This window comes from Pseudomonas sp. KH_040 (assembly GCF_057839305.1).
In genome coordinates this window covers 4,959,654-4,985,831 of sequence record NZ_CM174487.1, presented here as the reverse complement: position 1 = coordinate 4,985,831, position 26,178 = coordinate 4,959,654, and the positions used below count along the sequence as shown (strand labels likewise).

The 26,178-nt window shown below is 60.8% G+C and carries 23 protein-coding genes; 13 read left to right on the top strand and 10 right to left on the bottom strand.

What is annotated here, in order from left to right; all coding sequences use genetic code 11:
• Window positions 1-142 precede the first annotated feature (142 nt).
• Together AC3IUF_RS22185 and AC3IUF_RS22180 are read right to left on the bottom strand one after the other, a co-directional pair.
• Window positions 143-547 carry an META domain-containing protein gene (locus tag AC3IUF_RS22185; protein ID WP_042705045.1) on the bottom strand — a complete coding sequence of 135 codons (405 nt, stop codon included), beginning with the start codon at window positions 545-547 and terminating at the stop codon, window positions 143-145.
• Window positions 547-981 (bottom strand): hypothetical protein, encoded by a 435-nt coding sequence (locus AC3IUF_RS22180; RefSeq protein WP_463543530.1) that lies wholly within the window; start codon window positions 979-981, stop codon window positions 547-549. The genes AC3IUF_RS22185 and AC3IUF_RS22180 overlap by 1 nt, the downstream gene beginning before the upstream one ends.
• A gap of 133 nt (window positions 982-1,114) precedes the next feature.
• Between AC3IUF_RS22180 and AC3IUF_RS22175 the strand changes: the two genes are divergently transcribed.
• Window positions 1,115-1,567 carry a hypothetical protein gene (locus AC3IUF_RS22175; protein WP_007917490.1) on the top strand — a complete coding sequence of 151 codons (453 nt, stop codon included), beginning with the start codon at window positions 1,115-1,117 and terminating at the stop codon, window positions 1,565-1,567.
• A 12-nt stretch (window positions 1,568-1,579) separates the two neighbouring features.
• Here the strand turns inward: AC3IUF_RS22175 and AC3IUF_RS22170 are convergent, their stop codons facing one another.
• The gene (locus tag AC3IUF_RS22170; RefSeq protein ID WP_007917488.1) at window positions 1,580-2,569 is read right to left on the bottom strand and encodes a 2-hydroxyacid dehydrogenase; all 990 of its coding nucleotides are present in this window, start codon (window positions 2,567-2,569) and stop codon (window positions 1,580-1,582) included.
• Window positions 2,570-2,651: 82 nt separating this feature from the next.
• Window positions 2,652-5,405 carry a response regulator gene (locus tag AC3IUF_RS22165; RefSeq protein ID WP_095114444.1) on the bottom strand — a complete coding sequence of 918 codons (2,754 nt, stop codon included), beginning with the start codon at window positions 5,403-5,405 and terminating at the stop codon, window positions 2,652-2,654.
• Window positions 5,406-5,624: 219 nt separating this feature from the next.
• Between AC3IUF_RS22165 and AC3IUF_RS22160 the strand changes: the two genes are divergently transcribed.
• From AC3IUF_RS22160 to AC3IUF_RS22130, 7 genes are all read left to right on the top strand, one after another.
• A complete protein-coding gene (locus tag AC3IUF_RS22160) occupies window positions 5,625-6,347 on the top strand; it encodes a response regulator transcription factor (protein ID WP_489279314.1) in 723 nt (240 codons plus the stop codon).
• The gene (locus AC3IUF_RS22155; protein ID WP_414894746.1) at window positions 6,334-7,758 is read left to right on the top strand and encodes a histidine kinase sensor domain-containing protein; all 1,425 of its coding nucleotides are present in this window, start codon (window positions 6,334-6,336) and stop codon (window positions 7,756-7,758) included. Before AC3IUF_RS22160 ends, AC3IUF_RS22155 begins: the two co-directional genes overlap by 14 nt.
• A 253-nt stretch (window positions 7,759-8,011) precedes the next feature.
• Complete coding sequence (gene cysM, locus AC3IUF_RS22150; RefSeq protein WP_042705044.1) at window positions 8,012-8,914, top strand: cysteine synthase CysM; 903 nt, start codon at window positions 8,012-8,014, stop codon at window positions 8,912-8,914.
• Window positions 8,914-10,290: a 23S rRNA (uracil(1939)-C(5))-methyltransferase RlmD gene (gene rlmD / locus AC3IUF_RS22145; protein WP_489279312.1), complete on the top strand. Its 1,377-nt coding sequence runs from the start codon at window positions 8,914-8,916 to the stop codon at window positions 10,288-10,290. Before cysM ends, rlmD begins: the two co-directional genes overlap by 1 nt.
• Window positions 10,291-10,391: 101 nt before the next feature.
• Window positions 10,392-12,635 (top strand): GTP diphosphokinase, encoded by a 2,244-nt coding sequence (gene relA, locus AC3IUF_RS22140; RefSeq protein ID WP_489279311.1) that lies wholly within the window; start codon window positions 10,392-10,394, stop codon window positions 12,633-12,635.
• A gap of 148 nt (window positions 12,636-12,783) precedes the next feature.
• A complete protein-coding gene (gene mazG / locus AC3IUF_RS22135; protein WP_460111582.1) occupies window positions 12,784-13,617 on the top strand; it encodes a nucleoside triphosphate pyrophosphohydrolase in 834 nt (277 codons plus the stop codon).
• A 25-nt stretch (window positions 13,618-13,642) separates the two neighbouring features.
• Entirely contained in the window at window positions 13,643-14,185 is a 543-nt protein-coding gene (locus AC3IUF_RS22130) for a DUF2058 domain-containing protein (RefSeq protein ID WP_016987455.1), read from the top strand.
• Between the two features lie 70 nt (window positions 14,186-14,255).
• On the opposite strand, the gene AC3IUF_RS22125 is transcribed toward AC3IUF_RS22130, so the two are convergent.
• From AC3IUF_RS22125 to AC3IUF_RS22100, 6 genes are all read right to left on the bottom strand, one after another.
• Window positions 14,256-14,444: a hypothetical protein gene (locus AC3IUF_RS22125; RefSeq protein WP_007917473.1), complete on the bottom strand. Its 189-nt coding sequence runs from the start codon at window positions 14,442-14,444 to the stop codon at window positions 14,256-14,258.
• A gap of 391 nt (window positions 14,445-14,835) precedes the next feature.
• A complete protein-coding gene (fabB, locus tag AC3IUF_RS22120) occupies window positions 14,836-16,056 on the bottom strand; it encodes a beta-ketoacyl-ACP synthase I (RefSeq protein ID WP_003227152.1) in 1,221 nt (406 codons plus the stop codon).
• An 11-nt stretch (window positions 16,057-16,067) separates the two neighbouring features.
• A complete protein-coding gene (gene fabA / locus AC3IUF_RS22115) occupies window positions 16,068-16,583 on the bottom strand; it encodes a 3-hydroxyacyl-[acyl-carrier-protein] dehydratase FabA (RefSeq protein ID WP_003227150.1) in 516 nt (171 codons plus the stop codon).
• Window positions 16,584-16,830: 247 nt separating this feature from the next.
• Window positions 16,831-18,735: an ATP-binding protein gene (locus AC3IUF_RS22110; protein ID WP_123376383.1), complete on the bottom strand. Its 1,905-nt coding sequence runs from the start codon at window positions 18,733-18,735 to the stop codon at window positions 16,831-16,833.
• Complete coding sequence (locus AC3IUF_RS22105; RefSeq protein ID WP_123376382.1) at window positions 18,732-19,664, bottom strand: ABC transporter substrate-binding protein; 933 nt, start codon at window positions 19,662-19,664, stop codon at window positions 18,732-18,734. Before AC3IUF_RS22105 ends, AC3IUF_RS22110 begins: the two co-directional genes overlap by 4 nt.
• 1 nt (window position 19,665) lies before the next feature.
• Entirely contained in the window at window positions 19,666-21,789 is a 2,124-nt protein-coding gene (locus AC3IUF_RS22100) for a TonB-dependent receptor plug domain-containing protein (RefSeq protein WP_007917469.1), read from the bottom strand.
• Window positions 21,790-21,985: 196 nt separating this feature from the next.
• Here AC3IUF_RS22100 and AC3IUF_RS22095 point away from each other — a divergent pair, with 196 nt between their 5' ends.
• From AC3IUF_RS22095 to AC3IUF_RS22075, 5 genes are all read left to right on the top strand, one after another.
• The gene (locus AC3IUF_RS22095) at window positions 21,986-23,011 is read left to right on the top strand and encodes an NAD(P)H-dependent glycerol-3-phosphate dehydrogenase (protein WP_090285290.1); all 1,026 of its coding nucleotides are present in this window, start codon (window positions 21,986-21,988) and stop codon (window positions 23,009-23,011) included.
• 21 nt (window positions 23,012-23,032) lie between these two features.
• Window positions 23,033-23,380: a DUF4389 domain-containing protein gene (locus AC3IUF_RS22090; protein WP_008087808.1), complete on the top strand. Its 348-nt coding sequence runs from the start codon at window positions 23,033-23,035 to the stop codon at window positions 23,378-23,380.
• Complete coding sequence (sixA, locus tag AC3IUF_RS22085; RefSeq protein WP_095114423.1) at window positions 23,377-23,829, top strand: phosphohistidine phosphatase SixA; 453 nt, start codon at window positions 23,377-23,379, stop codon at window positions 23,827-23,829. Before AC3IUF_RS22090 ends, sixA begins: the two co-directional genes overlap by 4 nt.
• A gap of 204 nt (window positions 23,830-24,033) precedes the next feature.
• Window positions 24,034-25,689: an AMP-binding protein gene (locus tag AC3IUF_RS22080; protein ID WP_007917465.1), complete on the top strand. Its 1,656-nt coding sequence runs from the start codon at window positions 24,034-24,036 to the stop codon at window positions 25,687-25,689.
• A 31-nt stretch (window positions 25,690-25,720) separates the two neighbouring features.
• Window positions 25,721-26,164 (top strand): hotdog fold thioesterase, encoded by a 444-nt coding sequence (locus AC3IUF_RS22075; RefSeq protein WP_489279306.1) that lies wholly within the window; start codon window positions 25,721-25,723, stop codon window positions 26,162-26,164.
• Window positions 26,165-26,178: the final 14 nt, after the last annotated feature.

Genomic DNA, 26,178 nt, shown 5'->3' with positions numbered 1-26,178 from the left:
AAGCAAGACCCAGTCGATTATGGATTCAGTTGCACTCGTTCAAGTCGGCGTACCTCTCCAATATCCCCCAATCAGTCCCCTCTCCCTCTGGGAGAGGGCTAGGCGGGCGGCGTTCCGATGAGGGTATCGGCGGTCTAGCCAATCAACCCTCTTCCAGCCACCAACGCAACGGCTTGCCTTCCGCCGGCCAGAAGCGCATCTGCTCGATCGGCGAAATGTCCCAGCGCTCGACATGCTCCAGCGCCTGCAGGAAGCGTTGTTCCTGCTCCATCAGCGCTGGTGCACAAAGCTTGCGGGTCTTGCCGATCTTGCCGAAAGTCAGCTTGTCACCGTCCAGCGTGTACGGCGCGAACCAATGGTTGCAGCCACCGTTTCCGTAGGCGCGGCCATCATCGCCAAGGGTCACGGTCAGATGGCTGTAATCCATCAACGGCCGCTCACCGATCCACTCCAGAATGTAGCTGCGGTTCTGTTGCAGTTGCACAGGTTCTGCGGCACAGCCCACCAGGCCGGCACCGACCAGCGCGGTCAGGGCAAGGCGTTTGATCATGCCGACACCTGGCATTTCGGGCACAAATGCTTGTCGCCAACGGCTTTCCAGCCCAGCTCGGCGATGCGCGCGGTGGCTGCCGGTTTTTCTGCGGTTTTACCGAGTTTGGCGTCCACGGCGAATTCGAAGCTCAGCTCTTTGGCGCAGTTGTCGCAGTTGACCTGCCAGGTGTGGATCGCCAGTTCACCGAACACCGGGCCCGTGGTCATCGCGGTCCATTGGCCCGGCGGATTGATCAGGTGGCGGACGGTTTCAACGGTCAGGCGCATGGACAAGTCCTTGCTGCCTTTGAGGGTGACCAACAGCGCGTCACCGATGCGAATCGAGCCACCATTGCCGGTGACCTGATAGCGGCCCGGAACGAGGGCGCGGCATTCGGTGAGAGTGTGTTGCGGGTTCATCAGGGTGTAGCGGAAATCGTGTTCGACCATGGGTCCTCCAAATATGCGCGACATGCTAGCACGGGCTTGATTGCAGAATGATGCGCGCGTGCGACCTTCGATCCGGTTCAAATGCCGCGACACTCATGGCAAACTGCCGGCCTCGAATCTGAAGGAACGGAACATGGCGCTGATCGAATGTTATGAATGCAAGAAGAGCATCAGCTCCGAAGCCAACGCGTGCATTCATTGCGGGGCTCCAATGGCGGAGCAAGCAGTACACGCGCAAACCGTAGCCGCGCCTGTTCAGGCTGCGACAATCTCGTTCGGCAGTCTGCCGCGTAACAAGGCTGTGCCCGAAGTCAGTGCTCCAGCGCCTGAGCCGCAACCTTTGCCGAAAGTGATGCCGGCCGCTGCGCGGCGTCGGCGCCAGCAGCCCACCGAGCAACCGGCCACTGAGCAGACCAATGCCGACGGCAGTCGCCCGGTGGAAGGCTGGCTGAAGATCATGATCTTCCTGCTGCCGATGTTTTTCGTCTGGTTCCTGCTGCGCTACGGCCACTCGATGAAACAGCGCTTTTTTGGCTTCGGCTGGCTGGCGATGCTGATTCTGGCGACTTCGCTTTCACCCAAGTAAGCGGAAAAAATTTCAACCCTCGACCTGGTTCTGTGGCGTTCCCGCCACCCAGGTCGCGATGTTGTGCAGGGTGGTTGCAGCAATCGCACCCAGTGCTTCGCGGGTCAGAAACGCCTGATGCGCGGTGATGATCACGTTGGGAAAGGTCAGCAGGCGCGCCAGCACATCGTCCTGCAGGGGCAGGTCGGAGCGATCCTCGAAAAACAGTTGTGCCTCTTCCTCATAAACATCCAGCCCCAGATAGCCGAGCTGGCCGTCCTTCAATGCATCGATCAGTGCCGGTGTGTCGACCAGGCCACCACGGCCGGTATTGATCAGCATGGCGCCGGCCTGCATGTGCGCCAGCGAGTCGCGGTTGATCAGGTGTTTGCTCTGCTCGTTGAGCGGGCAGTGCAGGCTGATGATCCGCGACTGCGCGAGCAGTTCCGGCAGGCTCAGATAACGCGCACCCAACGCCAGCACCTCCGGGTTGGGGAAAGGATCGTAAGCCAGCAGCTCACAGCCGAAGCCGTGCATGATTTTGGCGAACGTGGCGCCGATCTGGCCGGTGCCGACAATTCCCACGGTTTTGCCGACCAGGTCGAAACCGGTCAGGCCATGCAGGCTGAAATCGCCTTCACGGGTGCGGTTATAGGCACGGTGCAGACGACGGTTGAGGGCCAGGATCAGCGCCACGGCGTGTTCGGCCACCGCATGCGGCGAGTAGGCCGGCACGCGCACCACGGCCAGTCCGAGACGTTTCGCCGCGGCCAGATCGACATGGTTGTAACCCGCCGAGCGTAGGGCAATCAGGCGCGTGCCGCCCGCGGCCAGACGTTCCAGCACTGCAGCGCTGAGATCATCATTGATAAACGCACAGACCACTTGGTGTTTGTCGGCCAGCGCTGCCGTATCGAGGCTGAGCCGGGCCGGTTGAAAGTGCAGCTCGATACCCGCCGGGCAATCGGCGGCGAGGAAGCTGTCGCGGTCGTAGGTCTGGCTACTGAAAACGAGCGTGCGCATGAAATCCTCCTGGAACATCGACACGGATTGAATCACCCGATCCCACTTTAGCGCTGCCGGTGTTGGCCGGCATTGCTGTGGATCAGGCGCTGATCTTCGCTTGCGCCGCTAGCCGGTTGATCGCGCGCTCCAGTTCTTCCAGCGCTGCCACAGCCTTGGGGTCGTCCTGCTTGAGCAGGGTTTCGCTGCGCTGGCAGGCCGCGCGCAATTGCGGTACGCCGCAATAACGGGTGGCACCGTGCAGGCGATGGACGCGCTCGATCAATGCGTTCTGGTCGCGGTTTTCGCACGCCGCGCGGATGGCTTCGCGGTCGGCTTCCAGTGAGGCGAGCAACATGGCCAGCATGTCCGCCGCCAAGTCAGCCTTGCCGGCAGCCAGGCGCAAGCCTTCCTCGTGATCAAGCACCGGCAGTTCGTTATTGCCCGCCGCGCTGTCGCTGATCCGTTCCGGCCCTTGATTGCGCAAGGCCAGGCCGGTCCACTTCAGTACCACCTGCGCCAGTTGCCGCTCGCTGATCGGCTTGGTCAGGTAGTCATCCATGCCGCTTTGCAGCAGCGCGCGTTTTTCGTTGGCCATGGCGTGGGCGGTGAGGGCGACGATCGGCAGCGGCGTGCAGTGTCGCTCGCTTTCCCACTGGCGAATGGTTTCGGTGCTCTGGCGGCCGTCCATGCCTGGCATCTGCACGTCCATCAACACCAGATCGAACGATTCGCTCTGCACCGCTTTGACCGCCGCGTAGCCGCTTTCCACCGCAAGTACCTTGGCGCCCATGTCTTCGAGCAGGGTTTGCACCAGCAGCAGGTTGGCCGGGTTGTCGTCGACACAGAGCACTTTCGGCGCGCGGCTCGACAGCGGTTCGCCTGGCTCATTGCGCGGCTGGCGCGGGTTGACCAGATCGGCCAGGGCGCGGCGCAATTTACGTGTGCAGGCCGGTTTCGCTTGCAGTTGGCTGTGCGGGTTCGGCACCGACAGATGGAACAGCGTCTGTTCGGTGGTCGGGCACAGCACCAGCACTTTGCAGCCGAGGTGTTCGAGGTCCCAGATGTGCTGATTCAAACGCTCGGGCAGCATGTCGTTGCTGGTGATGCCGATGACCGCCAGATCGATCGCCTGATCGGTCTGGTGCGCGCCGGTGACGCCGTTGGTCAAACTTTCGAGGGTGTTGAACGGCGTGACATCGAGGCCACAGTCTTCCAGTTGGTGCTGCAAGGCCTGACGTGCCAGTTCGTGATTTTCCAGCACCGCCACGCGGCGCCCGAGCAACGGCGCGGCCGGCAAATCTTCGGCGTCGTCACGGGTTTTCGGCAGGCTCAGGCTGATCCAGAATTCCGAGCCTTCGCCCGGCGTGCTGTCGACGCCGATTTCGCCGCCCATCTGTTCGATCAGGCGTTTGGAAATCACCAGCCCCAGACCGGTGCCACCCGGTTGCCGCGACAGCGAGTTGTCGGCCTGGCTGAACGCCTGGAACAACGCGCGCACATCCTGATTCGACAGACCGATGCCAGTGTCCTGAATGCTGATGCGCAGTTGCACGCTGTCTTCGTGTTCCTCTTCAAGCATCGCCCTGGCGACGATGGTGCCTTCGCGGGTGAACTTGATGGCGTTGCTGACCAGGTTGGTGAGGATCTGCTTCAGACGCAGCGGGTCACCGACCAGCGACAGCGGCGTGTCGCGATAGACCAGACTGACCAGCTCCAACTGCTTGGCGTGTGCGGCCGGGGCGAGGATGGTCAGGGTGTCCTGTAGCAGGTCGCGCAGGTTGAACGGAATGTGGTCGAGTACCAGTTTGCCGGCCTCGATTTTCGAGAAGTCGAGGATCTCGTTGATGATCCCCAGCAGGCTGTCGGCAGACTTTTCGATGGTGCCCAGATAATCGAGCTGGCGCGGGGTCAGTTCACTTTTCTGCAACAGGTGGGTGAAGCCGAGAATGCCATTGAGCGGCGTGCGGATCTCGTGGCTCATGTTGGCGAGGAATTCGGATTTGATCCGGCTGGCTTCCAGCGCTTCTTTGCGCGCCAAGTCCAGTTCGATGTTCTGGATCTCGATGGTTTCCAGATTCTGCCGGACGTCTTCGGTGGCCTGATCGACACTGTGCTGCAGTTCTTCGCGGGCGTTTTGCAGGGTGCCGGCCATGCGGTTGATGCCCGACGCCAGTTCGTCCAGCTCCTGACTGCCGAGCGGCGGCAAACGCGTTTCCAGATGGCCGTCCTTGAGTTGCGCGACGGCTTGCTTGATCTGGCTCAGCGGACGGTTGATGGTGCGGCCCATGCGTAACGCCAGCAATGCCGCGCCCGCCAGACCGGCGGCAATCAGCAACAGGCTGGCGAACAGGCTGCGATAACCGCGCAGCAGCATGCCGTTGTGCGACAGCTCCAATTCGACCCAGCCGAGCAGTCGGTCGGATTCGTCCGGGATCAGTTCACCGGCGAGGTTGCGGTGTTTGCCGAACACCGGCATCAGGTAACGCGTCGCGTCATTGCCGCTGCGCCGTTGCAAATGCGCGCTGTCGCCGCTCGGCGCCTGATTGAGCATGGTCGGCCCGGCATGGGCCAGCGGCGAGCGGTCCGGGGCGAGGAAGGTCACCGCGCGCACGTCCGGTTGTTCAAGGGACTGGGTGGCGATGCGTTCAAGCAGATCGCTATTGCCGTGCCCCATGGCGGGTGCCACCAGCGGCGCCAGTTGCTCGGCGATCATTTCGCCGCGTTGCATCAATTGGCTCTGCAAGTCGGACTGCTGCGTCCAGGTGAAATAACCACCCAGCACCAGCGCCATCAGGCTGGTCGGCAACAAGGTCAGCAACAACACGCGACCTTTGATTCCCAGTTTCTTGAGCACGCCTATCTCCTGCATCCCGCTGATCTGTTGACTCATGCGTGCATCCGGCACGCGGCATGGGCGCAGTGTAGCGATTTGCTCGCAGGCAATCTCCGGAAAAATGCACTCGTGGTGGGGCAGGGCGCCGCTGTTCGTTTGTCGGCTGGACCAACCTTGAGTTGCCCGATCCCCGGCAATCTTGAATAATCAGTCTCAACTGAGAATTACTTGCAGATACTCATGACTCCTGTTTCCGCTGGCCAGCCACGCATTCTCTCCATCGAAGACGATCCGGTGCTCGGTGCCTATGTTCACGAACATCTGGGCCGCAGCGGCTTTCAGGTGACCTGGTGCCAGAACGGCCAGGAAGGCCTGAGCATCGCCAGGCGCCAGCCGTTCGACGTGGTGCTGATGGATATCCTGTTGCCAGGCATGGACGGTTTGAATGTGTTGACGCAATTGCGCCAGAGCCATTCGACGCCGGTGCTGCTGATGTCGGCCCTCGGCGCCGAGGCGGATCGTATCAGTGGTTTCCGTCTGGGGGCCGACGACTATTTGCCCAAACCGTTCAGCATGGCCGAGTTGCATGTGCGCATCGAAGCGATCCTGCGCCGGGTTGCCCTGGATCGGCGCCCGGCCGCCCCCGCGGTGCCCGTGGCGGCCGGTACGCTGCGGTTCGATGACGAACAGTGCGATGTGTTTTTCCGCGAGCAAGCCGCCGGGCTGACCCGTAGCGAATACCGTTTGCTGGAAACCCTCAATCGCAATGACGAGGAAGTGCTGAGCAAAGCCTTCCTTTATCAGCACGTTTTGCAGCGCGGCTACGCGGCTCACGACCGCAGTCTTGATATGCACATCAGCCAGATCCGCCGCAAACTCAAAGCCATCGGTTACACCGAGCGTGAAGTGCGGACTGTCTGGGGCAAGGGCTACGTATTGAGCGCCGCCGATGAAACGCTCTGAACTGCCGGGGCGGCATTCGCTGTTCTGGAAACTGGCGTTTCTGCTGGTCGCGTTCTGTCTGCTGATGATCTGGCTGAGCTGGTCGTGGGGGCGTTACATGGAGGAGCGCAACCAGTTCCTCTCCGACGAAGCGCGCGGCACGCTCACTCGTTATGCCGCGCAAGCGGAACAGGCGTGGCAGCATGGTGGACGCAGCGGTGTTGATGACTGGTTGCAGAGCATGGAATTGCGCGAAGCCAGTTGGGTCGGTGTGATCGGCGGCAATTTGCAGTCGCTGGGCAATGATCCGCTCAATGATCAGGAATTGCAGCGCCTGACCTTCCTGCGCGGTCTCGACTGGCCGATTCACAAACAGGGGCGGCCGTGGTTGCGCATTCCTTTCCCCAAAGAGCCGTCTGCCGGCAGCCTGGTGATCGAGTTGCCCGAACGATTTGTTCCGGGCAAGTACCGGGTGTTCTGGCGCGTTATCACTAACGGCGTGATTCCCGGGCTGTTCACGTTATTGCTGTGTGTCGGTCTGTATCGCTTGTTGGTCGTGCCGCTGAACAACCTGCGCGAACAGGCCAACGCCTGGCGTGCCGACCAGTTGAATGTACGGCTGTCGAGCGGCATCACCCAACGGCCGGACGAACTCGGCGAGCTGGCGCGGGCATTCGACTCGATGTCCGAACGCCTGCAATCGACCGTCGCCTTGCAACAGCAACTGCTGCGTGATCTGTCCCACGAATTGCGCACACCGTTGAGCCGCTTGCGGGTCGCCAGTGAAAGCGAACAAGGTCTGCTGCAACTGCGTGAGCGCATAGGTCGTGAAGTCGACGGTATGCAAAGACTGGTCGAAGACACCCTGCAACTGGCCTGGCTCGATACCGAGCGTTCGCCATTGCCCGACGAGGCGATTCAGATCCAGGCCCTGTGGGAAATGCTCACCGACAATGCCTGTTATGAAAGCGGCTGGCCGAGTCTGCAATTGCAGTGCGCGGTCGAGGCCTCATGCTGGGTGCGTGGCAACCTGAATACGCTGGCGCAGGCGCTGGAGAACATTCTGCGTAACGCGATTCGGCATTCGCCGCCGAGCGGGATCGTGCGTCTTGATGGACGGCGCGATGGTGATTACTGGCATCTGTGGCTGGAAGATCAGGGCGGCGGCGTAGCGGAAGGGGATCTGCAACGGATCTTTTCACCGTTCACCCGGCTCGACGGCTCGCGGCCCGGGGACGGTGGATTTGGCTTGGGGCTGAGCATCGCGCGCAATGCCGTGCAGCGTCAGGGCGGAAGTATTTGGGCGGAGAACAGCGGGGCGGGGTTGCGGTTGAATTTGCGGTTGGTCGCTGAGGGTGATTTCGCGCCGCCTGACGCCTTCGCGAGCAGGCTCGCTCCCACATTGGAACTCGGTTCGCCGCAGATCGTGTGATCAACAGTTAATAGTGTCATCACTGCTGACACTATTCTGCGAATGACACTACTCCCTGTGGGAGCGAGCCTGCTCGCGAAGAGTCTCTGCGCATCACCACCAATGAAAATGGCTCAACACAAAAGTCGCACCACTGGTGCGACTTTCAATCCCTTATTCCCATAAACCATAAGCACCGCACTTTGCGTGATATGGCCTGCGCGGGTTTGCCGGTATGATAGGCGCCCCCGCACGTCTGGATTGCGAATACGCCATGACCTTGCAGTACCCAACCATCGCCGATTGCGTCGGCAACACGCCGCTGGTGCGTTTGCAGCGCCTGCCCGGTGCTACCAGCAACACCCTATTGCTCAAGCTCGAAGGGAATAACCCGGCGGGTTCGGTCAAGGACCGTCCGGCGTTGTCGATGATCACTCGCGCCGAGTTGCGCGGGCAGATTCATGCCGGTGATACGCTGATCGAAGCGACCTCGGGTAACACCGGGATCGCGCTGGCCATGGCGGCCGCGATCAAGGGTTACAAAATGATCCTGATCATGCCGGACAACTCCAGCGCCGAACGTAAAGCGGCAATGACCGCGTACGGTGCCGAGCTGATTCTGGTCAGCCAGGAAGAAGGCATGGAAGGCGCCCGCGACCTCGCCCAGCGTATGGAAGCCGAAGGCCGTGGCAAGGTGCTCGATCAGTTCGCCAATGGCGACAATCCTGAAGCGCATTACACCACCACAGGTCCGGAAATCTGGCGTCAGACCCAGGGCACCATCACTCATTTCGTCAGCTCGATGGGCACCACCGGCACCATCATGGGCGTGTCGCGCTACTTGAAAGAGCAGAGCGACAAAGTGCAGATCGTCGGACTGCAACCGATGGAAGGCTCGGCCATTCCGGGCATCCGTCGCTGGCCGCAGGAATACCTGCCGAAGATCTATCAGGCCGATCGCGTTGACCGTATCGTCGACATGGCGCAAAGCGAAGCCGAGGACGTCACCCGACGTCTGGCCCGCGAAGAAGGCATCTTCTGCGGCGTGTCCTCGGGCGGTGCGGTGGCAGCGATGCTGCGCCTGTCCAAAGAAGTTGAAAACGCGGTGATCGTCGCGATCATCTGCGACCGTGGCGACCGTTACCTGTCGACCGGCATTTTCGACGCGCCCAACTGATGGCCAAGCACGAGAGAGGCCTGCGCTTCCAGCCCACGGGCGGCAGCAAGGCCGCGCAAATCCCGACCGGCAAAAAGCAGCGCTTGAGCATCGAGCGCCTGGCCAATGACGGTCGCGGCATCGCGTTTTTCGAAGGCAAGACCTGGTTCGTCCTCGGCGCCCTCGCCGGTGAAGAGGTCGAAGCGCGAGTACTCGGCGCCCACGGCAAAGTGGTCGAGGCGCGCACCGAGCGCGTGTTCAAGGCCAGCGAACTGCGCCGCCCGGCACCCTGCCAGCACGCCGGCCGTTGCGGCGGTTGCAGCGTCCAGCATTTGCCTCACAGCGAACAGCTTGCCCTGAAACAGCGCATGCTCGCCGAGCAATTGTCGCGTGTCGCCGGTGTCGAACCTGAAGAATGGGCAGCACCGCTGACCGGACCTGAATTCGGCTATCGCCGTCGCGCCCGCATCGCCGTGCGCTGGGACATGAAGGCGAAGAAACTCGAAGTCGGTTTCCGCGCCGCCGGCAGTCAGGACATCGTCGCGATCAGCGAATGTCCGGTGCTGGTACAGCCCTTGCAACCGATCATGACCCGTTTGCCGGAGATGCTTCGTCGTTTGAGCAAACCGCAGGCGCTGGGGCATGTCGAGTTGTTCAGTGGCTCGTCACTGGCGGTGTTGCTGCGGCACATGGCGCCGTTGTCCGAAGCGGATCTGACGATCCTCAAGGACTTCTGCCAATTCCATGAAGCGCAGTTGTGGCTGCATGGCGAAGGCGAGCCGCAACCGGTCGATGCGACCCAGTCGCTGGGCTATCGCCTGGAACAGTGGGATCTGGATCTGGCTTACCGGCCGGGCGACTTCGTCCAGGTCAACGCTGGCGTCAACGAAGCGATGGTGGCGCAGGCGCTGGACTGGCTGAAACCGGGTAGCGATGAACGTGTGCTGGATCTGTTCTGCGGCTTGGGCAACTTTGCTTTGCCGCTGGCCAAAGCCGTGCGCGAAGTGGTGGCAGTCGAAGGTGTGCAGACCATGGTCGATCGCGCCGAAGCCAACGCCGCTAGTAACAATTTGCATAACACAAAGTTTTTTCAAGCCGATTTATCCCAGCCTTTGACCGATGCCCAGTGGATCGGAAACGGCTTTTCTGCGGTACTCTTGGACCCACCGCGTGACGGTGCTTTCGAGGTGGTTCGCAAGCTGGCGACCCTGGGTGCCAAACGGTTGGTGTATGTGTCGTGCAACCCTGCAACTCTGGCGCGCGACACGGTCGAATTGATCAAGCAGGGCTACCGGTTAAAACGTGCCGGGATTCTCGATATGTTTCCTCAGACGGCACATGTCGAGGCCATGGCGTTATTTGAAGCGAGCCAGGATGGCTCGTCTGAATCCGTCTGACCTGTCCGCGCAGCGCTCGCTTTAGCCCCGCGAGCGCGAATGGGCACTGAAGGTCAGCGATTTGACGCATTGAATCTGCGTCGTAGGGAAGGTAAAGCAACATGGTACAGGTGAGAGCACACCAGCCGATCAACACTGACGGCAGTATCAATCTCGAGGCTTGGCTCGATCACGCGGTCAGTGTCGATCTGGCACTGGATCGCGAAGCCTTGAAAGAAGCCTGCGAGTTCGCTCGCGAGGCCGAACAACAGTCCAATGCCAAGAGGAATCTGTGGGCCGAAGGCTCCGGTAGTTTCAGTACCGGCCTGGAAATCGCCGAGATTCTCGCCGACCTCAAGCTCGATCAGGATTCTCTGGTCGCGGCGGTCCTGTATCGCGGCGTACGCGAAGGCCAGATCGAACTCGCGGCCGTCGGCCAGCGCTTTGGCCCGGTGGTGGCCAAACTGATCGACGGCGTGCAGCGCATGGCCGCTATCAGCGCCAGCCTCAGTCCGCGTCAGTCGATGGTCATGGGCACGCAGGGGCAGGTGGAAAACCTGCGCAAGATGCTCGTGGCGATGGTCGACGATGTCCGTGTTGCGCTGATCAAACTGGCCGAACGAACCTGCGCCATTCGCGCGGTGAAAACCGCCGACGATGAAAAACGTAACCGTGTCGCCCGCGAAGTGTTCGATATCTATGCGCCGCTCGCGCACCGCCTCGGCATCGGTCATATCAAATGGGAACTGGAGGACTTGTCCTTCCGCTATCTCGAACCTGATCAATACAAACAGATTGCCAAGTTGCTCCACGAGCGACGGCTTGATCGCGAGCGTTTCATCGCCGACGTGATGACCCAGCTCAAGGATGAATTGCAGGCCACCGGCGTCGATGCCGACATCAGCGGCCGGGCCAAACACATCTATTCGATCTGGCGCAAAATGCAGCGCAAGGGTCTGGAATTCAGCCAGATCTACGACGTGCGTGCGGTGCGCGTGCTGGTCCCGGAAATGCGCGACTGCTACACCGCGCTGGGTATCGTCCACACCTTGTGGCGGCACATCCCGAAAGAGTTCGACGACTATATCGCCAACCCGAAAGAGAACGGCTACCGCTCGTTGCACACGGCGGTGATCGGCCCTGAGGGTAAAGTGCTTGAGGTGCAGATCCGTACGCATTCGATGCACGAAGAAGCCGAACTCGGCGTCTGCGCGCACTGGCGTTACAAAGGCACCGACGTCAAATCCGGCTCGAACCATTACGAAGAGAAAATCTCCTGGCTGCGTCAGGTCCTCGAGTGGCATGAAGAACTGGGTGACATCGGTGGCCTGGCCGAACAGCTGCGCGTCGACATCGAGCCGGACCGGGTCTACATCTTCACCCCCGACGGTCACGCCATCGACTTGCCAAAAGGCGCGACGCCGCTGGACTTCGCTTACCGCGTGCACACCGAAATCGGCCACAACTGCCGTGGCGCGAAGATCAACGGGCGCATCGTGCCGCTCAACTACAGCCTGCAGACCGGTGAGCAGGTCGAGATCATCACCAGCAAGCACGGTACGCCGAGCCGCGACTGGCTGAACTCCAACCTCGGGTACGTCACCACCTCGCGGGCGCGGGCGAAGATCGTTCACTGGTTCAAGCTACAGGCGCGCGACCAGAACGTTGCCGCCGGTAAAACCCTGATCGAACGCGAACTGACGCGCCTCGGTCTGCCCGCGGTGGACTTCGACAAGCTGGCCGACAAGGCCAACATGAAAACCGCCGAAGACATGTTCGCCGCCCTCGGTGCCGGCGACCTGCGTCTGGCGCAACTGGTCAACCTGGCGCAGCAACTGGTCGAGCCGGAACGCGGTAACGAACAGCTGGAACTGATTCCGCGCAAAGCCACCGGCTACAAACCGGGCAAGCGCGGCGACATTCAGATCCAGGGCGTCGGCAACCTGATGACGCAGATGGCCGGCTGCTGCCAGCCACTGCCGGGCGACGCGATCGTCGGTTACATCACCCAGGGCCGTGGCGTGAGCATTCACCGTCAGGACTGCGCCTCGGTGCTGCAACTGGGCGGGCGCGAGCCAGAGCGGATCATTCAGGTCAGCTGGGGCCCGGTGCCGGTGCTCACCTACCCGGTGGACATCGTCATCCGTGCCTACGACCGCTCCGGTCTGCTGCGTGACGTCTCGCAGGTGCTGCTCAACGAGCGCATCAACGTGCTGGCGGTCAATACCCGCTCGAACAAGGAAGACAACACCGCGCTGATGTCCCTGACCATCGAGATCCCGGGGCTGGATGCGCTGGGGCGCTTGCTCGGGCGCATATCGCAGTTGCCGAACATCATCGAAACGCGGCGTAACCGTACGCCCTGAAGATGGCTTCGATTGATCGTTCCCACGCTCTGCGTGGGAATGCCTCTAGGGACGCTCTGCGTCCAGTGACGCGGAGCGTCACGGGCTGCATTCCCACGCAGAGCGTGGGAACGATCAAGATCGCAGAAAGAGTTGAGTGAGAGTTTGTATGTACAGCCTTGAAGACCTGCTCCACCTCATGAGCCGTCTGCGCGATCCTCAGTACGGTTGCCCGTGGGACATCAAGCAAACCTACGCGACCATCGTCCCGCATACCCTCGAAGAAGCCTACGAAGTGGCTGACGCCATTGAACGAGGCGACTTCGATCATTTGCAGGGGGAGTTGGGCGATCTGTTGTTTCAAGTGGTGTATTACAGCCAGTTGGCCAAGGAAGAAGGGCGCTTCGAATTTGCCGGGGTGATCGACAGCATCACCCGCAAGCTGATTCGTCGTCATCCTCATGTCTTTCCAACGGGCGATCTGTATGCACCGCTCGACGTGCCGCGCTTGAGCGAGGAACAGGTCAAACAGCGCTGGGAAGAGATCAAGGCAGAGGAGCGTGCGGAGAAATCTGCCGCGCCCGAGCAACTGTCATTGCTTGATGATGTGCCGGCCACGTTGCCGGCGCTGTCGCGTTCGGCCAAATTGCAGAAGCGCGCCGGCCAGGTCGGTTTCGACTGGCCGGACGCCTTGCCGGTGCTCGATAAGGTGCGCGAAGAACTCGACGAAGTCCTCGAAGCCATGTCCGAAAACGATCCCGTCGCCGTTGCTGACGAGATCGGCGACTTGCTGTTTTCCGTGGTCAACCTGGCCCGGCACTTGAAGGTTGACCCGGAAACCGCGCTGCGTGGCGCCAACGGCAAGTTCGAAAGACGTTTCCGATTTATCGAACAGGCATTGCGCGACACCCACCGTCCCATAGAAGATTGCACCCTCGAAGAGTTGGACGCCCTGTGGGGTGAAGCCAAACGTCAGGAAAAGAATTTGCCCGGCTGCGGCTGAGCCACTGCCCAAGTGAGTAAGCACCATGAGTATTTCCCTTCGCGACCAGTTGCTCAAAGCAGGACTGGTCAATCAAAAGCAGGCCAAGCAGGTCAGCAAGGACAAGCAGAAGCAGCAACGTCTGGCGCACAAAGGCCAGATCGAACTGGATGACTCGCAGCAGCGCGCGGCTCAGGAAGCCATGGCCGAGAAGGTCAAGCGTGACCAGGAGTTGAACCGCCAACAGAAAGAGAAAGCCGAGGCCAAGGCGCGTGCAGCGCAGGTCAAGCAACTGATCGAAGTCTCGCGTCTGCCGAAGCTGACCACCGAGGATTACTACAACTTCGTCGACGACAAGAAGGTCAAGCGCATCTCGGTCAACACGCTGATGCGCAACAAGCTCAGCAGCGGTTCGCTGGCGATCGTGCACCATGCCGGCGGCTACGAAGTCATCCCGCGTGAAGCGGCCCTGAAGATCCAAGAGCGCGATCCGCAGCGTATCGTCCAGCTCAACGTGCAGACTGAAGAGGTCAGCACCGAGGACGATCCTTACGCGGCGTATCAGATCCCTGATGATCTGATGTGGTAAATCGATAAAGCTGTAACAACGACAAACCCCGCTCATGGCGGGGTTTGTCGTTTTCAATGCTGTGGTTGAATCAGGCGGATTTCAGGTCCCGCTGCTGTTCTTGCACTTCCAGTTCGGCCTTGTAGTTGTGGGCATCGATCTCGTTGTGGAACATGCCAACCAGCAAGTCTTGTTGATGCACATCCCAGATGCGGATACCGGCGGCTACGCCTTCGTGGGACATGTGTGAATCGTCGCGTTCAGTTACTTTTACAGTCATCTGCTAGCTCCAAATCTCAAGTTATCTGCAGCAAGGCGTGTGCAGGACTCTGTTATAGAATTTGTTAGCCTGCTAAGTAAACGGCTGATTTGTGCAAGGTGTTGTTGCGTTTTTTGCAACAGTGCTGCAGCCCGCGTAATCCGCGACATTCGGTCGCAGGGCGGTAAGTTTCATGACAGAAGTTTCATCTCCAGAACGCTCTGGATCCCTGTGGGAGCTGGCTTGCCAGCGATGACGTCGGCACAGCAAGCATCTTCGTTGCCTGACACTCCGCTATCGCTGGCAAGCCAGCTCCCACAGGGATCAGCGGTGTTCCGGCTAATTTCTGCAGGCGAAAAAAAACGCCCCGAACCAGTCGGGGCGTTTTTGTGTGTGGCTTAAGCGGGGGGAATTACTTGCCTTCCCAGCGCTTCAGTACCAGCGTGGCGTTGGTGCCGCCGAAGCCGAAGCTGTTGCTCATCACGGTGTTGATGGTGGCGTTCTCGCGGGTCTTGGTCAGCACCGGCAGATCGGCCACTTCCGGGTCCAGCTCGTCGATGTTGGCGGAACCGGCAATGAAGTTGCCTTCCATCATCAGCATGCAGTAGATCGCTTCGTGAACGCCGGCGGCGCCCAGGGAGTGACCGGACAGGCTCTTGGTCGAGCTGATCGCAGGTGCCTTGTCGCCGAACACTTCACGCACACCTTTCATTTCCGCGACGTCGCCGACCGGAGTCGAAGTGCCGTGGGTGTTCAGGTAGTCGATCGGGGTATCAACGGTGGACATCGCCATCTGCATGCAGCGGATCGCGCCTTCGCCGCTTGGGGCAACCATGTCGTAGCCGTCGGACGTCGCGCCGTAGCCAACGATTTCCGCGTAGATCTTGGCGCCACGGGCCAGAGCGTGTTCCAGCTCTTCAACCACGACCATGCCGCCACCGCCAGCGATGACGAAACCGTCACGGTCAGCGTCGTAGGCACGGGAAGCCTGTTCCGGGGTGTCGTTACGCTTGCTGGACAGTGCGCCCATGGCGTCGAACAGGAACGATTGGCTCCAGTGCTCTTCTTCACCGCCACCGGCGAAGACGATGTCCTGCTTGCCCATCTGGATCTGTTCCATGGCCGTACCGATGCAGTGAGCACTGGTGGCGCAGGCAGAAGCGATGGAGTAGTTCAGGCCCTTGATCTTGAATGGCGTGGCCAGGCAAGCGGAAACGGTGCTGCTCATGGTCCGCGTTACACGGTATGGGCCAACGCGTTTCACGCCTTTCTCGCGCAGGATGTCCAGCGCTTCCATCTGGTTCAGCGTGGAAGCACCACCGGAACCAGCGATCAGGCCGGTACGCGGGTTGGACACTTGCTCTTCGGTCAGGCCGGAGTCAGCGATAGCGTCTTTCATGGCCAGGTAAGCGTAAGCCGCTGCGTGGCCGACGAAGCGATAGATCTTGCGATCGATCAGCTCTTCAAGGTTGAGGTCGATGGAGCCGGAAACCTGGCTACGCAGACCCATTTCGGCATATTCCGGATTGAACCGGATGCCAGGGCGGCTTGCACGCAGGTTAGCGGAGACGGTCTCTTTGTCATTGCCCAGGCACGAAACAATGCCCAGACCAGTGATAACGACGCGGCGCATGCGAATAACCCTTAGAAGTTGTCAGTGGAGGTGAACACGCCGACGCGAAGGCCTTCGGCGGTGTAGATTTCGCGACCGTCGACAGTCACCGAACCATCGGCGATGGCCAGGTTCAGCTTGCCCTTGAGGACGCGTTTGATATGAATGTTGTAGGTGACTTTCTTGGCGGTCGGCAGCACTTGACCGAAGAATTTCACTTCGCCCGAACCCAGCGCACGGCCACGGCCCGGCAGACCTTGCCAGCCCAGGAAGAAACCGACCAGTTGCCACATGGCGTCCAGACCCAGGCAGCCCGGCATCACCGGATCACCTTCGAAATGGCACGCGAAGAACCACAGGTCAGGGTTGATATCCAGCTCGGCGACCAATTCACCTTTGCCGTACTTGCCACCTTCTTCGCTGATCAGGGTGATGCGATCGACCATCAGCATGTTCGGGGCGGGCAGTTGCGCGTTACCTGGGCCGAACAGCTCACCGCGACTGCAGCGCAGCAGATCTTCCCGAGTAAAGGCGTTTTGTTTGGTCATGCGAGCTCCTCAATAATCCCATGCGGCAGGTGGGGCAAATCTTCCCGACCGTTCGAAGCGTTCATGCCTCGAACCGGCAGCCTACTCATAGACTATTGCGTTGTGGTGAAAGTCACAGCACCAAGGACATGAATGTACACTTGTGCACTGAAATTTTTATTCAAGCCCCTTTTGAGGCTCGTTCGGGTGCCTAAGACTGCCGCACTTTCGCTTTTCATGCCAGTCGCAGATGGTCGAAAGGCCCACACTACGACACCCAGCGCTGCAGAATCTGCTGCAGATCATTACGTTTGAACGGCTTCGCCAAATAATCGTTCATGCCCGCCGACAGACAGGTTTCGCGGTCACCCTGCAAGGCGTTGGCCGTCAGGGCGATGATCGGCACTTCGCTGCGACCCGGCAGAAGACGGATCTGCCGTGTCGCTTCGTAGCCATCGATAATCGGCAAGCGGCAATCCATCAGAATCACTTCGAAGTCGCTGCCCTCGGCGCTGCGCACGGCTTGTGCGCCATCGCTGGCAACACTGACAGTAAAGCCCAGACTGCGCAGCATCGCTTCAATCACGGTCTGATTCACCGGGTTGTCTTCGACCAGCAAGACATTGCGCCCTTCGCCATGGCCCTTGCCGTTCAGTGCTCGCGGCGCGGTCAGTGCCGGCAGCGCCTGCTTATACAGGGCCAGCGGAATTTCCAGGGTGAACACCGAGCCACGACCTTCTTCGCTCTGCGCGCGCAAGGTGCCACCCATGCGTTCGGCCAGTGTACGGGCGATCGGCAAACCGAGACCGGTGCCGCCGTAACGCCGCGAAATCGAGCTGTCGGCCTGCTGGAAGGCGTTGAACATCAGCTCCAGGCTTTCTGACGAAATACCGATGCCGCTGTCGCGCACCGAGCAGGTGAACCACAACAATTCGTGATCCAGCGACTGCCACTGCGCCTCGATGCTGACGCGACCCTGCTCGGTAAACTTCAGCGCATTGCCGACGAGGTTGACCAGAATCTGCCGGATCCGCGTCGGATCGCCCTGCACCTGCAAACCGCGCATGTCGTCCGGGATGCGCAGATTCAGAGCCAGGCCGCGTTGCACTGCGCTGTGCTGGAACGACTGCGCGCAGGCGCCGATCAGTTCAGCGAGGTTGAACGGGATGTGCTCCAGTTCCAGCTCGGAACGTTCGATGCGCGAGAAGTCGAGAATATCGTTGATGACTTTCAGCAGGTGTTCGGTGGACTCCGAGGCGAGGGCGGCGTACTCGACCTGCTCCTCGGTCATCTCGGTGGTTTCCAGCAATTGCAGCATGCCCAGCACACCGTTCATGGGGGTGCGCAGTTCATGGCTCATCATCGCCAGGAAATCGGACTTGGCGTTGTTGGCCTTTTCCGCTTCCTCGCGGGTCTGGATCAGTTGCGCCATGGCTTGATGTTGCTCACGGCTGGCTTGTTCCAGCGCCTGGGCGAGGTTATTGATGTGCTGCGACAGCGCGCCGAGTTCGGTGTCATCGACAATCGGCAGCGGCGTTTTGTAGTCGCCGTCCTGAATGGCCTTCACCGCGTCACCGATATCGCGGATCGGCTGCGACAAGCTGCCTGCCAGGCGCCGCGCCAACACAAACGTGAAGAGCAGGGCGAACAGCGCGAGAATTGCGGCCTTGAACAGGATTTCCTGCTGGCGCTGACTGAAGGCATCGTTGGACAGACCGACGATCACCCGGCCCAGATAATCTTCGCTGGCCCCGCTATTGCTGACCTTGCCGTCCTGGAAGAAATCGTTGTGCAGGGCGATGCGTTGCAGGCGCACCGGTGCCTGAAATACTTCGACCTGATGCGGTCGACCGTGCGCCGCCGCGGGTTGTTCGACGTAGACCAGAATCCGGTTGGCGCTGTCCTGCACTTCAAGAAAACGCACATTGGGCGTGGCCAGTGTGGCCTTGAGCAGGCTCTCCAGCACTTCGTTGTTGCCGGAAATCACCCCGTATTCGGTGGCGGGCGCCAGTTGGTTGGCGATCAGTTGGCCGGTGTGGTTCAACTCCTGACGCAAATCCTGAATGCGCACGAAGGTGAAAAAACTGATCAACAGCAGGGTCAGCAACAACGCCGGGCCCAGGCTGATCAGCTGGGTGCGGGTATTGATGTCCCAACGGCGACGGAAACTCATGGGCGGTGTTCTCCTTCAGCCAGCGCGCTGGCGACAGACGCTTCATTCAACGGTTCGATACCCAGTGAACGAGCGACCTGCGCATTACTTGAGACTTTGAAACGTGCGGGGTAGAGGGTTCGCGGCCAAGTGGCCGGCGGTTGGTCGAGCAATTGATCGAGCATCGCCAGCCAGTCGTTCTGATCGCTGTACGTACTGGCCAGGCTGCCGGCGCGAACGAACGCGACGTTGGGGCCGACCAGTGCGACTTGCCGTGAGTAACTGCTGAGCAGCAGGTTTTTCGCGGTTTTCGGGTTGTACAGATCGGGGTCGTCGAGCCCGAGCAGCACGTCGCTGTTTTTCAGCACGGTTTGCAGCGGGCGGCTGTCGTGGGTGTTGTCCCAGCGCTGGCTGACGACTTGCAGGTTCAGCGGCGCGGCGGCGAGATTCAGTTCCTTGAGGAGGAATTCACTGTGCTGATCGAACAGCACGCCGATCCGCCGGGCCTGGGGCAAAATGCGCCGGATCAACTGCAACTGTCGGCTCAGCGGCGGATCACTCCAGAGCAAACTCAGATGCGCCGGTTGCGCGTTGCCCAGGCGCTGGCGAGCTTGCAGGCGACTGATGCGCAGCACCAGTGTCGCCGGGCCTTGTGGTTCTTGCAGACGCCAGTCGAGACTCGGCAGGTCGAGCAGAATCAGGCGCAGGCTGGTGGGCAGTTTGCCCGGTGCCGGCAGACTGGCCAGTGGCTGGAAACGCACGTTGTCGGTCGGGCGCAATTCGCTGAGTGCCTGCACGAACGCTTGCACGCCAGGACTTTCCTCGGCGCCGGTCAACAGAATATCGGCCGCCTGCACCGCCACGCCATGCAGCCATGCGGTCAGAAACAGACACACCCCGGCCAGCCAGTGGCCAAAGGTTGGCAGCTTCCGTGACGGCCCGTAGTGCATCCTAGAACTCCAGCTCGGCGCTGAAATACATCACCCGGCGTTCGTCGTAATTGTTGTCGACGAAAGTGGTCGGCTCATGATCGAGGCGCTGTTGCAGCACGCCGGCCAGTTGCAGTTGGGCTTTGCCCAGCGCAATGCGTTTGGCGATGCGCGTGTCGACGCGTTCGAAACGGTAGCCGTTGAGCGCGTTGTCGCCGTAATAGAAGAGGGCGCTGTTCCAGCCGTGGCCCCAATCGCGCAGCCAGCCGGCCGAACCGCTGTTGCGCGAGGTGAATTGCTGATCCAGTGGGTTACTCGCCTCGGCATCGACAAAGGCGTAGGTGAAGCGCAGGCGATCGGCGAGGCTCACGCGCCAGTCGAGCTGGGTTTCCGTGCCGCGAAACCGTGAGCTGTTGGCGTTGCTCGCGATGTATTGGTTGTTGCGCAGCGGCTCACTGATCATTCCGGTGATCTCGTCGTAGAACAGCTTCACATCCAGGGCCAGGCCCAACTCGGCGAAATAGCCGTTGTAACCCAGTTCGCGCGAGCGCATGTGTTCCTGATCGAGATCGCCCGGGCCACGCGTTTTGACAAAGTAGCGCGCCGACGACTGGCCGTAGGCCGAGGGCCGCAGGTTGCTGACCTGATAGCTCCAGTTGACGTTGTTCTCGAACATGTCCGGCGAGCGGATAGCCTCCGAGTACACCGCACGCAGGCCGTGGCGCGGGTTGATCAGGTAATTGACGGCAAATCGCGGGGTCAGCGAACTGCCAGTCAGTTGCGTGTTTTCAAACATCGCGCCGCCCTGCAACAGCCAGTGTTCCGTGGCGCGCCATTCCAGTTGGCCGAACGCGCGCCAGGTGGTGTCGTCCAGCGTGCCATTGAAGTAAGTCTCGGAGTCGGCGCGGTCGTAACGGTAGTTCATGCCGCTGACCAGTCGCAGGCTGTCGGACAGGCTGAGGGTGTCCTGCAATTCGAGGTCGTAACGCGATTCGCGGGCGCTCTGGTCGATGTCGCCGCACAGGGTCCGGCTGGCACCGTTGCGCCATTGATCAAGCACCTGATTGGCCAGGGCCATTTCCTGCGGGGTGCCGGGCGCTGCGCCGGGGCCGGTGAAACGGGTGATGTTGCGCGCCAGACGTTCGGTGTAATTCGGGTTGAGTTGCCACAACTGCGTCAGTTCGGGGCTGAACGATACCTCGGCATCGCAGGCGCGCCAGGTTTGCTGACGATCCCAGTGTTGCGCCGAGCCTTGTATATAAAGGCTGTGTTCGGGATTGATGTCGAGGTTCCAGCGCACCGAGCCGGCGTAATCCTTGGCGACCACGTCGGAATTGTTCCCAGCGGCGGTAATCCCGGAGAAAACCGGGCGGTAGGTGTAAGGCCGCTGGTTGCTGCCGTCCTTGGCGTTGACCTGCCAATCGAGGCTCTGGTTGTCGCTGAGGGTGTGACTGACCGCGAGACTGAAACGGTTCAAGCGGCGGCTGTCACGGTAATCGGCTCCGCTGCGATCGCTGTCGAAGCCGTCGTCTTCCTGCCCGGACAACGACAGGCGCAAGTCACCGCCATTCCAGCCGGTGCCCTGGCTGGCATAAAAGTCATTGATGCCGCGCTGGCCACGGGTGTACTTCAACCGTGTGCCGTGGCTGTCGGCCGGGTGGCGGGTGATGATGTTGACCACCGCCATCAGCGCATTGGCGCCGTAGCTGACGGTGTTCGGGCCGCGAAAGACTTCGATGCGCTCGATGTCTTCCATGGCCACCGGAATATCGCTCCAGTCCACCGTGGACAAGCCTGCGCGATAGACCGAACGGCCGTCGATCAGCACTTGCATGCGCCGTGCTTCGCTGGCGTTGGTGCCGTGGTAATTGACCGCCGCCTGATTGCCGCTGATGTTGCCGACCATCATCCCCGGCACCAGCCGCAGCAGTTCACTGATATCGCGCGCGCCGCTGGCGTTGATCAATTCGCTGTCGATGACGGTCATGCTCCCCGGCACTTCTGCCGGCGTCTGTTTCAGGCGCGTGGCCGTCAGCACCTGCGGCAGTGCTTCGTTGTCCAGGAACAGGTCGTCCGCCAGCACTACCGGGCTAAACAGCAGCGCCAGTAAAACGGACGAACGCGGGGACGCAGAGCCAAAAGACACGACACAACCTTGATAGCGAAGAATTGGCGCGCATGTTAACCGAGGACAGCGACTTTTCCAGTCACGTTGCAGGCATTTTCCTAGGTTTTGTTGGTCTTCTTCCTACAAGTGTCGGTAATTGATGCAGGGGCTGGCCGCGCGTGGGCCGCCCCGTATAATGCCGCCATCGCCACTGGTATGGATTAACGGATTGCATATGACTGAACAGCGCCCGATTGCGGTCCTGGGAGGCGGAAGTTTTGGTACCGCCGTGGCCAATCTATTGGCCGAGAACGGCCATCAAGTCCGGCAGTGGATGCGTGACCCCGAGCAGGCCGAGGCCATTCGGGTCAATCGCGAAAACCCGCGTTACCTCAAAGGCATCAAGATTCTCCCGGGTGTGACCGCCGTCACCGACCTGCAGGAAACCCTCGACGCCTGTGATTTGTGCTTCGTCGCGCTGCCGTCCAGCGCGCTGCGCACGGTACTCGCCGCCCACGCCGAGCGGTTGAGCGGCAAGATGCTGGTCAGCCTGACCAAAGGCATCGAAGCGCAGACCTTCAAGCTGATGAGCCAGATTCTCGAAGAAATCGCCCCGCAGGCGCGCATCGGCGTGTTGTCCGGGCCGAACCTGGCGCGCGAGATCGCCGAGCACGCGCTGACCGCTACCGTGGTCGCCAGTGAGGACGAAGAACTGTGCAAAGCCGTGCAAGCCGCGCTGCACGGTCGCACCTTCCGCGTTTACGCTAGCGCTGACCGTTTCGGTGTCGAGTTGGGCGGGGCGTTGAAAAACGTCTACGCGATCATCGCCGGCATGGCGGTGGCGCTGGAGATGGGCGAGAACACCAAGAGCATGCTGATCACCCGTGCCCTCGCCGAGATGACCCGCTTTGCCGTGAATCAGGGCGCGAACCCGATGACCTTCCTCGGTCTGGCTGGTGTCGGTGATCTGATCGTGACCTGTTCGTCGCCGAAGAGTCGCAACTATCAAGTCGGTTTCGCGCTGGGTCAGGGCTTGAGCCTCGACGAAGCGGTGTCGCGCCTTGGTGAAGTCGCTGAAGGGGTCAACACCTTGAAGGTGCTCAAGGCCAAGTCCCAGGAAGTCGGCGTGTACATGCCGCTGGTCGCCGGGCTGCACGCGATCCTGTTCGAGGGACGCACGCTGGAGCAGGTGATTGGTCTATTGATGCGGGCCGAGCCGAAAACCGACGTCGACTTTATTTCCACCAGCGGTTTCAACTGAGTGAGCCGGGAGTAGCAAGCCATGAACGATCCGAAAACCGAAGCCAAGTACGAATCCATCCTCCTGCGCGTGCTGTGGATGATCGTCTACGTGCTGGTCTGGCAAGTGGCGCAGTTCATCCTCGGCGCGGTGGTGCTGGTGCAACTGATCTATCGTTTGATCTATGGCGCGCCGAGCGCCAGCCTGATGAATTTCGGCGACAGCCTGAGCCAGTTTCTGGCGCAGATCGGGCGTTTCGGCAGTTTCCACAGCGACCAGAAACCCTGGCCGTTCGCCGACTGGCCAACGCCACGTACCCCGGAAGGTGAAGCGCCACACGCCGTTGCCCCGGCGCCACATCCGGTGCGAGATGAGGAACCCAAGCTATGAAACTCTGGGTATTGCGTCACGGCGAGGCCGTGCCTTACGGCTCGTGCCCCGACTCCGAGCGTGAACTGACCGAGCACGGTCGCAAAGAGGCCTTGAGCAGCGCCGCCCGTTTGATCGGCCAGCCGCTGACCGCGATTTACGCCAGCCCTTATTTACGCGCGCAACAGACTGCGCAGATTGTTCGTGAAACGCTGGGTTTCGAGCCGGAAATTCGCACGGTCGAGTGGCTGACGCCGGAGGTTGATCCGGACAAGGTCACCGATCAACTGGTGTCGGTGAGCAACGTGCTGCTGGTCAGCCACAACCCGTTGGTGGGCAACTTGCTGAGCTATTTGCAGCATGGCGCCGGGTATCCGCCGGAGAAGGTCAGCACCGCCGGCCTGGCAGAGCTGGAAAGCCCAGAGTTGCTCATCGGCTCGATGACCCTCAACAGCCTCAAGCACCCGTAACGCTGATCCCTTGTGGGAGCGAGCCTGCTCGCGAAAGCGGCGTGTCATTCACCCTTTATGTGTCTGACAGACTGCATTCGCGAGCAGGCTCGCTCCCACATTGGTTTCGGCGTACACCATGAAATTATTTGTTTGAATTTTCCAACCAAGCACTTGCTTGGTTGACTACGCTTGCTCCAGACCCAAAAAACAGGAGCGAGTCGCATGTCTGCCGCCTTCCGTTTGCCGCTGGACGTGTTCTACGAGCGTGAAGCCCGCCATCCGCGCCAGCGCTTCCTCGTGCAGCCCATCGGCGGCGGCCAGGTCGAGACGCTGAGTTGGGCCGACGTCGGCCATCAGGCCCGCTGCGCCGCACATTGGTTGCGCGCCCGCGAGTTGCCACAAGGCAGCCACATCGCCCTGATCTCGAAAAACTGTGCACACTGGATCATCGCCGACCTGGCGATCTGGATGGCCGGGCACGTCTCCGTCCCGTTGTACCCCAACCTGACCGCCGACTCCGTCGCGCAAGTACTCAATCACTCGGAAAGTGTCCTCGCCTTCATCGGCAAACTCGACGATTGGCCGGGCATGGCCAAAGGCGTGCCGGCCGATCTGCCGACCATCAGCCTGCCGCTGCATCCGCCCGGGGAGTTCGATTTCAGTTGGGCAGACTTGCAGCGCAGCTCACCGATTCAGGACGATCCTCGCCCGGCTGCCGAGCAACTGGCGACGATCATCTATACCTCCGGCACCACTGGCCTGCCCAAAGGGGTGATGCACAGTTTCGCCAATCTCGGCTTCGCCACCACGCGCGGCACGCAACTGTTTGGTCTCAACGAGAACGACCGGCTGCTGTCGTACCTGCCGCTGTGCCACGTTGCCGAGCGGATGTTCGTTGAGCTGGCCTCGATCTATACCGGGCAAACGGTGTTCTTTGCCGAAAGCCTTGAGACCTTTATCACCGATCTGCAGCGAGCTCGGCCAACCGCGATGTTCGGCGTGCCGCGCATCTGGACCAAATTCCAGATGGGTGTGTACAGCAAGATCCCGGCGAAGCGTCTGGATTTTCTCCTCGGCCTGCCGTTCATTGGCAAACGTGTCGGGCACAAAGTGCTGGCGGGACTGGGGCTGGATGCCTTGCGTGTGGCGCTGTCCGGCGCCGCGCCTGTGCCGCAGACGTTGCTCGCCTGGTATCGCAAACTTGGCCTTGATGTGCTGGAGGTCTATGGCATGACCGAGGGCTGCGGTTACTCGCACATCTGCCTGCCGGGGCAATACAAACAGGGCTGGATCGGCAAACCGTGCCCGGAAGTCGAGGTGCGCATTGATGAGTCGGGCGAGGTGCAGGTGCGCAGTCAGGCGAACATGCTCGGCTACTTCAAGGAACCGCAGAAGACCGCCGAGACCCTGACCGAGGACGGCTTTCTGCGCACCGGCGACAAGGGCGAGCAGGATGCCGAAGGGCGCCTGCGCCTGACTGGCCGACTCAAGGAAATCTTCAAGACCAGTAAGGGCAAATACGTCGCCCCGGCGCCGATCGAAAATCGTCTGGCCGTGCATTCGCGCATCGAACAGGTCTGCGTGGTCGGTGACGGTTTGAGTGCACCGCTGGGGTTGTGTGTGCTGTCGACGGTCAATCAGGAGGAGGGCCGGGCGAGTCTGCATTCGAGCCTTGAGAAACTGCTGGAAGAGGTCAACGCCGTACTCGACAAGCATGAACGCCTGCGCCGATTGGTGGTGGTCAAGGACAGTTGGGCGGTGGAAAACGGCTTCCTCACGCCGACGCTGAAGATCAAGCGCAACGTCATCGAAGACACCTATGGCGCGCGTTTCGAAGAATGGAGCGAGCGCAGCGAGGCGGTGCTGTGGCAGGATTGAGCGACCACTAAAACAACAAAGGAAGTCTGCGATGAGCTTGTGGCGTACCGCCCCCAACATCGAGCAGTTGAACGCGATCCAGAAAAACACCATCGGCGAAGTGCTGGACATCCGCTTCGAAGCGTTCGACGAAGAATCGCTGACTGCGAGCATGGTCATCGACCATCGCACCCATCAGCCCTACGGCTTACTGCACGGTGGCGCATCGGTGGTGCTGGCGGAAACCGTCGGTTCGATGGCCAGCTATCTGTGCATCGACGCCAGCAAGTTTTATTGCGTCGGCCTCGAGATCAACGCCAACCATTTGCGCGGCTTGCGCAGTGGCCGGGTGACGGCGGTGGCCAAACCGATTCACATTGGTCGCACCACCCATGTATGGGATATCCGTTTGACCAGCGATGAAGGCAAGGCCAGTTGTGTGTCGCGGCTGACCATGGCCGTGGTACCGCTGGGTGAGCAGCCGCCGGCACGTTGATGGCGATGGCTGCT

Excerpts from the sequence above, each read along its gene's own strand:
- AC3IUF_RS22180 (WP_463543530.1), bottom strand. The coding sequence starts at position 981 with ATGGTCGAACACGATTTCCGCTACACCCTGATGAACCCGCAACACACT.
- AC3IUF_RS22175 (WP_007917490.1), top strand. The coding sequence starts at position 1,115 with ATGGCGCTGATCGAATGTTATGAATGCAAGAAGAGCATCAGCTCCGAA.
- AC3IUF_RS22170 (WP_007917488.1), bottom strand. The coding sequence starts at position 2,569 with ATGCGCACGCTCGTTTTCAGTAGCCAGACCTACGACCGCGACAGCTTC.
- AC3IUF_RS22160 (WP_489279314.1), top strand. The coding sequence starts at position 5,625 with ATGACTCCTGTTTCCGCTGGCCAGCCACGCATTCTCTCCATCGAAGAC.
- AC3IUF_RS22155 (WP_414894746.1), top strand. The coding sequence starts at position 6,334 with ATGAAACGCTCTGAACTGCCGGGGCGGCATTCGCTGTTCTGGAAACTG.
- cysM (WP_042705044.1), top strand. The coding sequence starts at position 8,012 with ATGACCTTGCAGTACCCAACCATCGCCGATTGCGTCGGCAACACGCCG.
- rlmD (WP_489279312.1), top strand. The coding sequence starts at position 8,914 with ATGGCCAAGCACGAGAGAGGCCTGCGCTTCCAGCCCACGGGCGGCAGC.
- relA (WP_489279311.1), top strand. The coding sequence starts at position 10,392 with ATGGTACAGGTGAGAGCACACCAGCCGATCAACACTGACGGCAGTATC.
- mazG (WP_460111582.1), top strand. The coding sequence starts at position 12,784 with ATGTACAGCCTTGAAGACCTGCTCCACCTCATGAGCCGTCTGCGCGAT.
- AC3IUF_RS22130 (WP_016987455.1), top strand. The coding sequence starts at position 13,643 with ATGAGTATTTCCCTTCGCGACCAGTTGCTCAAAGCAGGACTGGTCAAT.
- AC3IUF_RS22125 (WP_007917473.1), bottom strand. The coding sequence starts at position 14,444 with ATGACTGTAAAAGTAACTGAACGCGACGATTCACACATGTCCCACGAA.
- fabB (WP_003227152.1), bottom strand. The coding sequence starts at position 16,056 with ATGCGCCGCGTCGTTATCACTGGTCTGGGCATTGTTTCGTGCCTGGGC.
- fabA (WP_003227150.1), bottom strand. The coding sequence starts at position 16,583 with ATGACCAAACAAAACGCCTTTACTCGGGAAGATCTGCTGCGCTGCAGT.
- AC3IUF_RS22110 (WP_123376383.1), bottom strand. The coding sequence starts at position 18,735 with ATGAGTTTCCGTCGCCGTTGGGACATCAATACCCGCACCCAGCTGATC.
- AC3IUF_RS22105 (WP_123376382.1), bottom strand. The coding sequence starts at position 19,664 with ATGCACTACGGGCCGTCACGGAAGCTGCCAACCTTTGGCCACTGGCTG.
- AC3IUF_RS22095 (WP_090285290.1), top strand. The coding sequence starts at position 21,986 with ATGACTGAACAGCGCCCGATTGCGGTCCTGGGAGGCGGAAGTTTTGGT.
- AC3IUF_RS22090 (WP_008087808.1), top strand. The coding sequence starts at position 23,033 with ATGAACGATCCGAAAACCGAAGCCAAGTACGAATCCATCCTCCTGCGC.
- sixA (WP_095114423.1), top strand. The coding sequence starts at position 23,377 with ATGAAACTCTGGGTATTGCGTCACGGCGAGGCCGTGCCTTACGGCTCG.
- AC3IUF_RS22080 (WP_007917465.1), top strand. The coding sequence starts at position 24,034 with ATGTCTGCCGCCTTCCGTTTGCCGCTGGACGTGTTCTACGAGCGTGAA.
- AC3IUF_RS22075 (WP_489279306.1), top strand. The coding sequence starts at position 25,721 with ATGAGCTTGTGGCGTACCGCCCCCAACATCGAGCAGTTGAACGCGATC.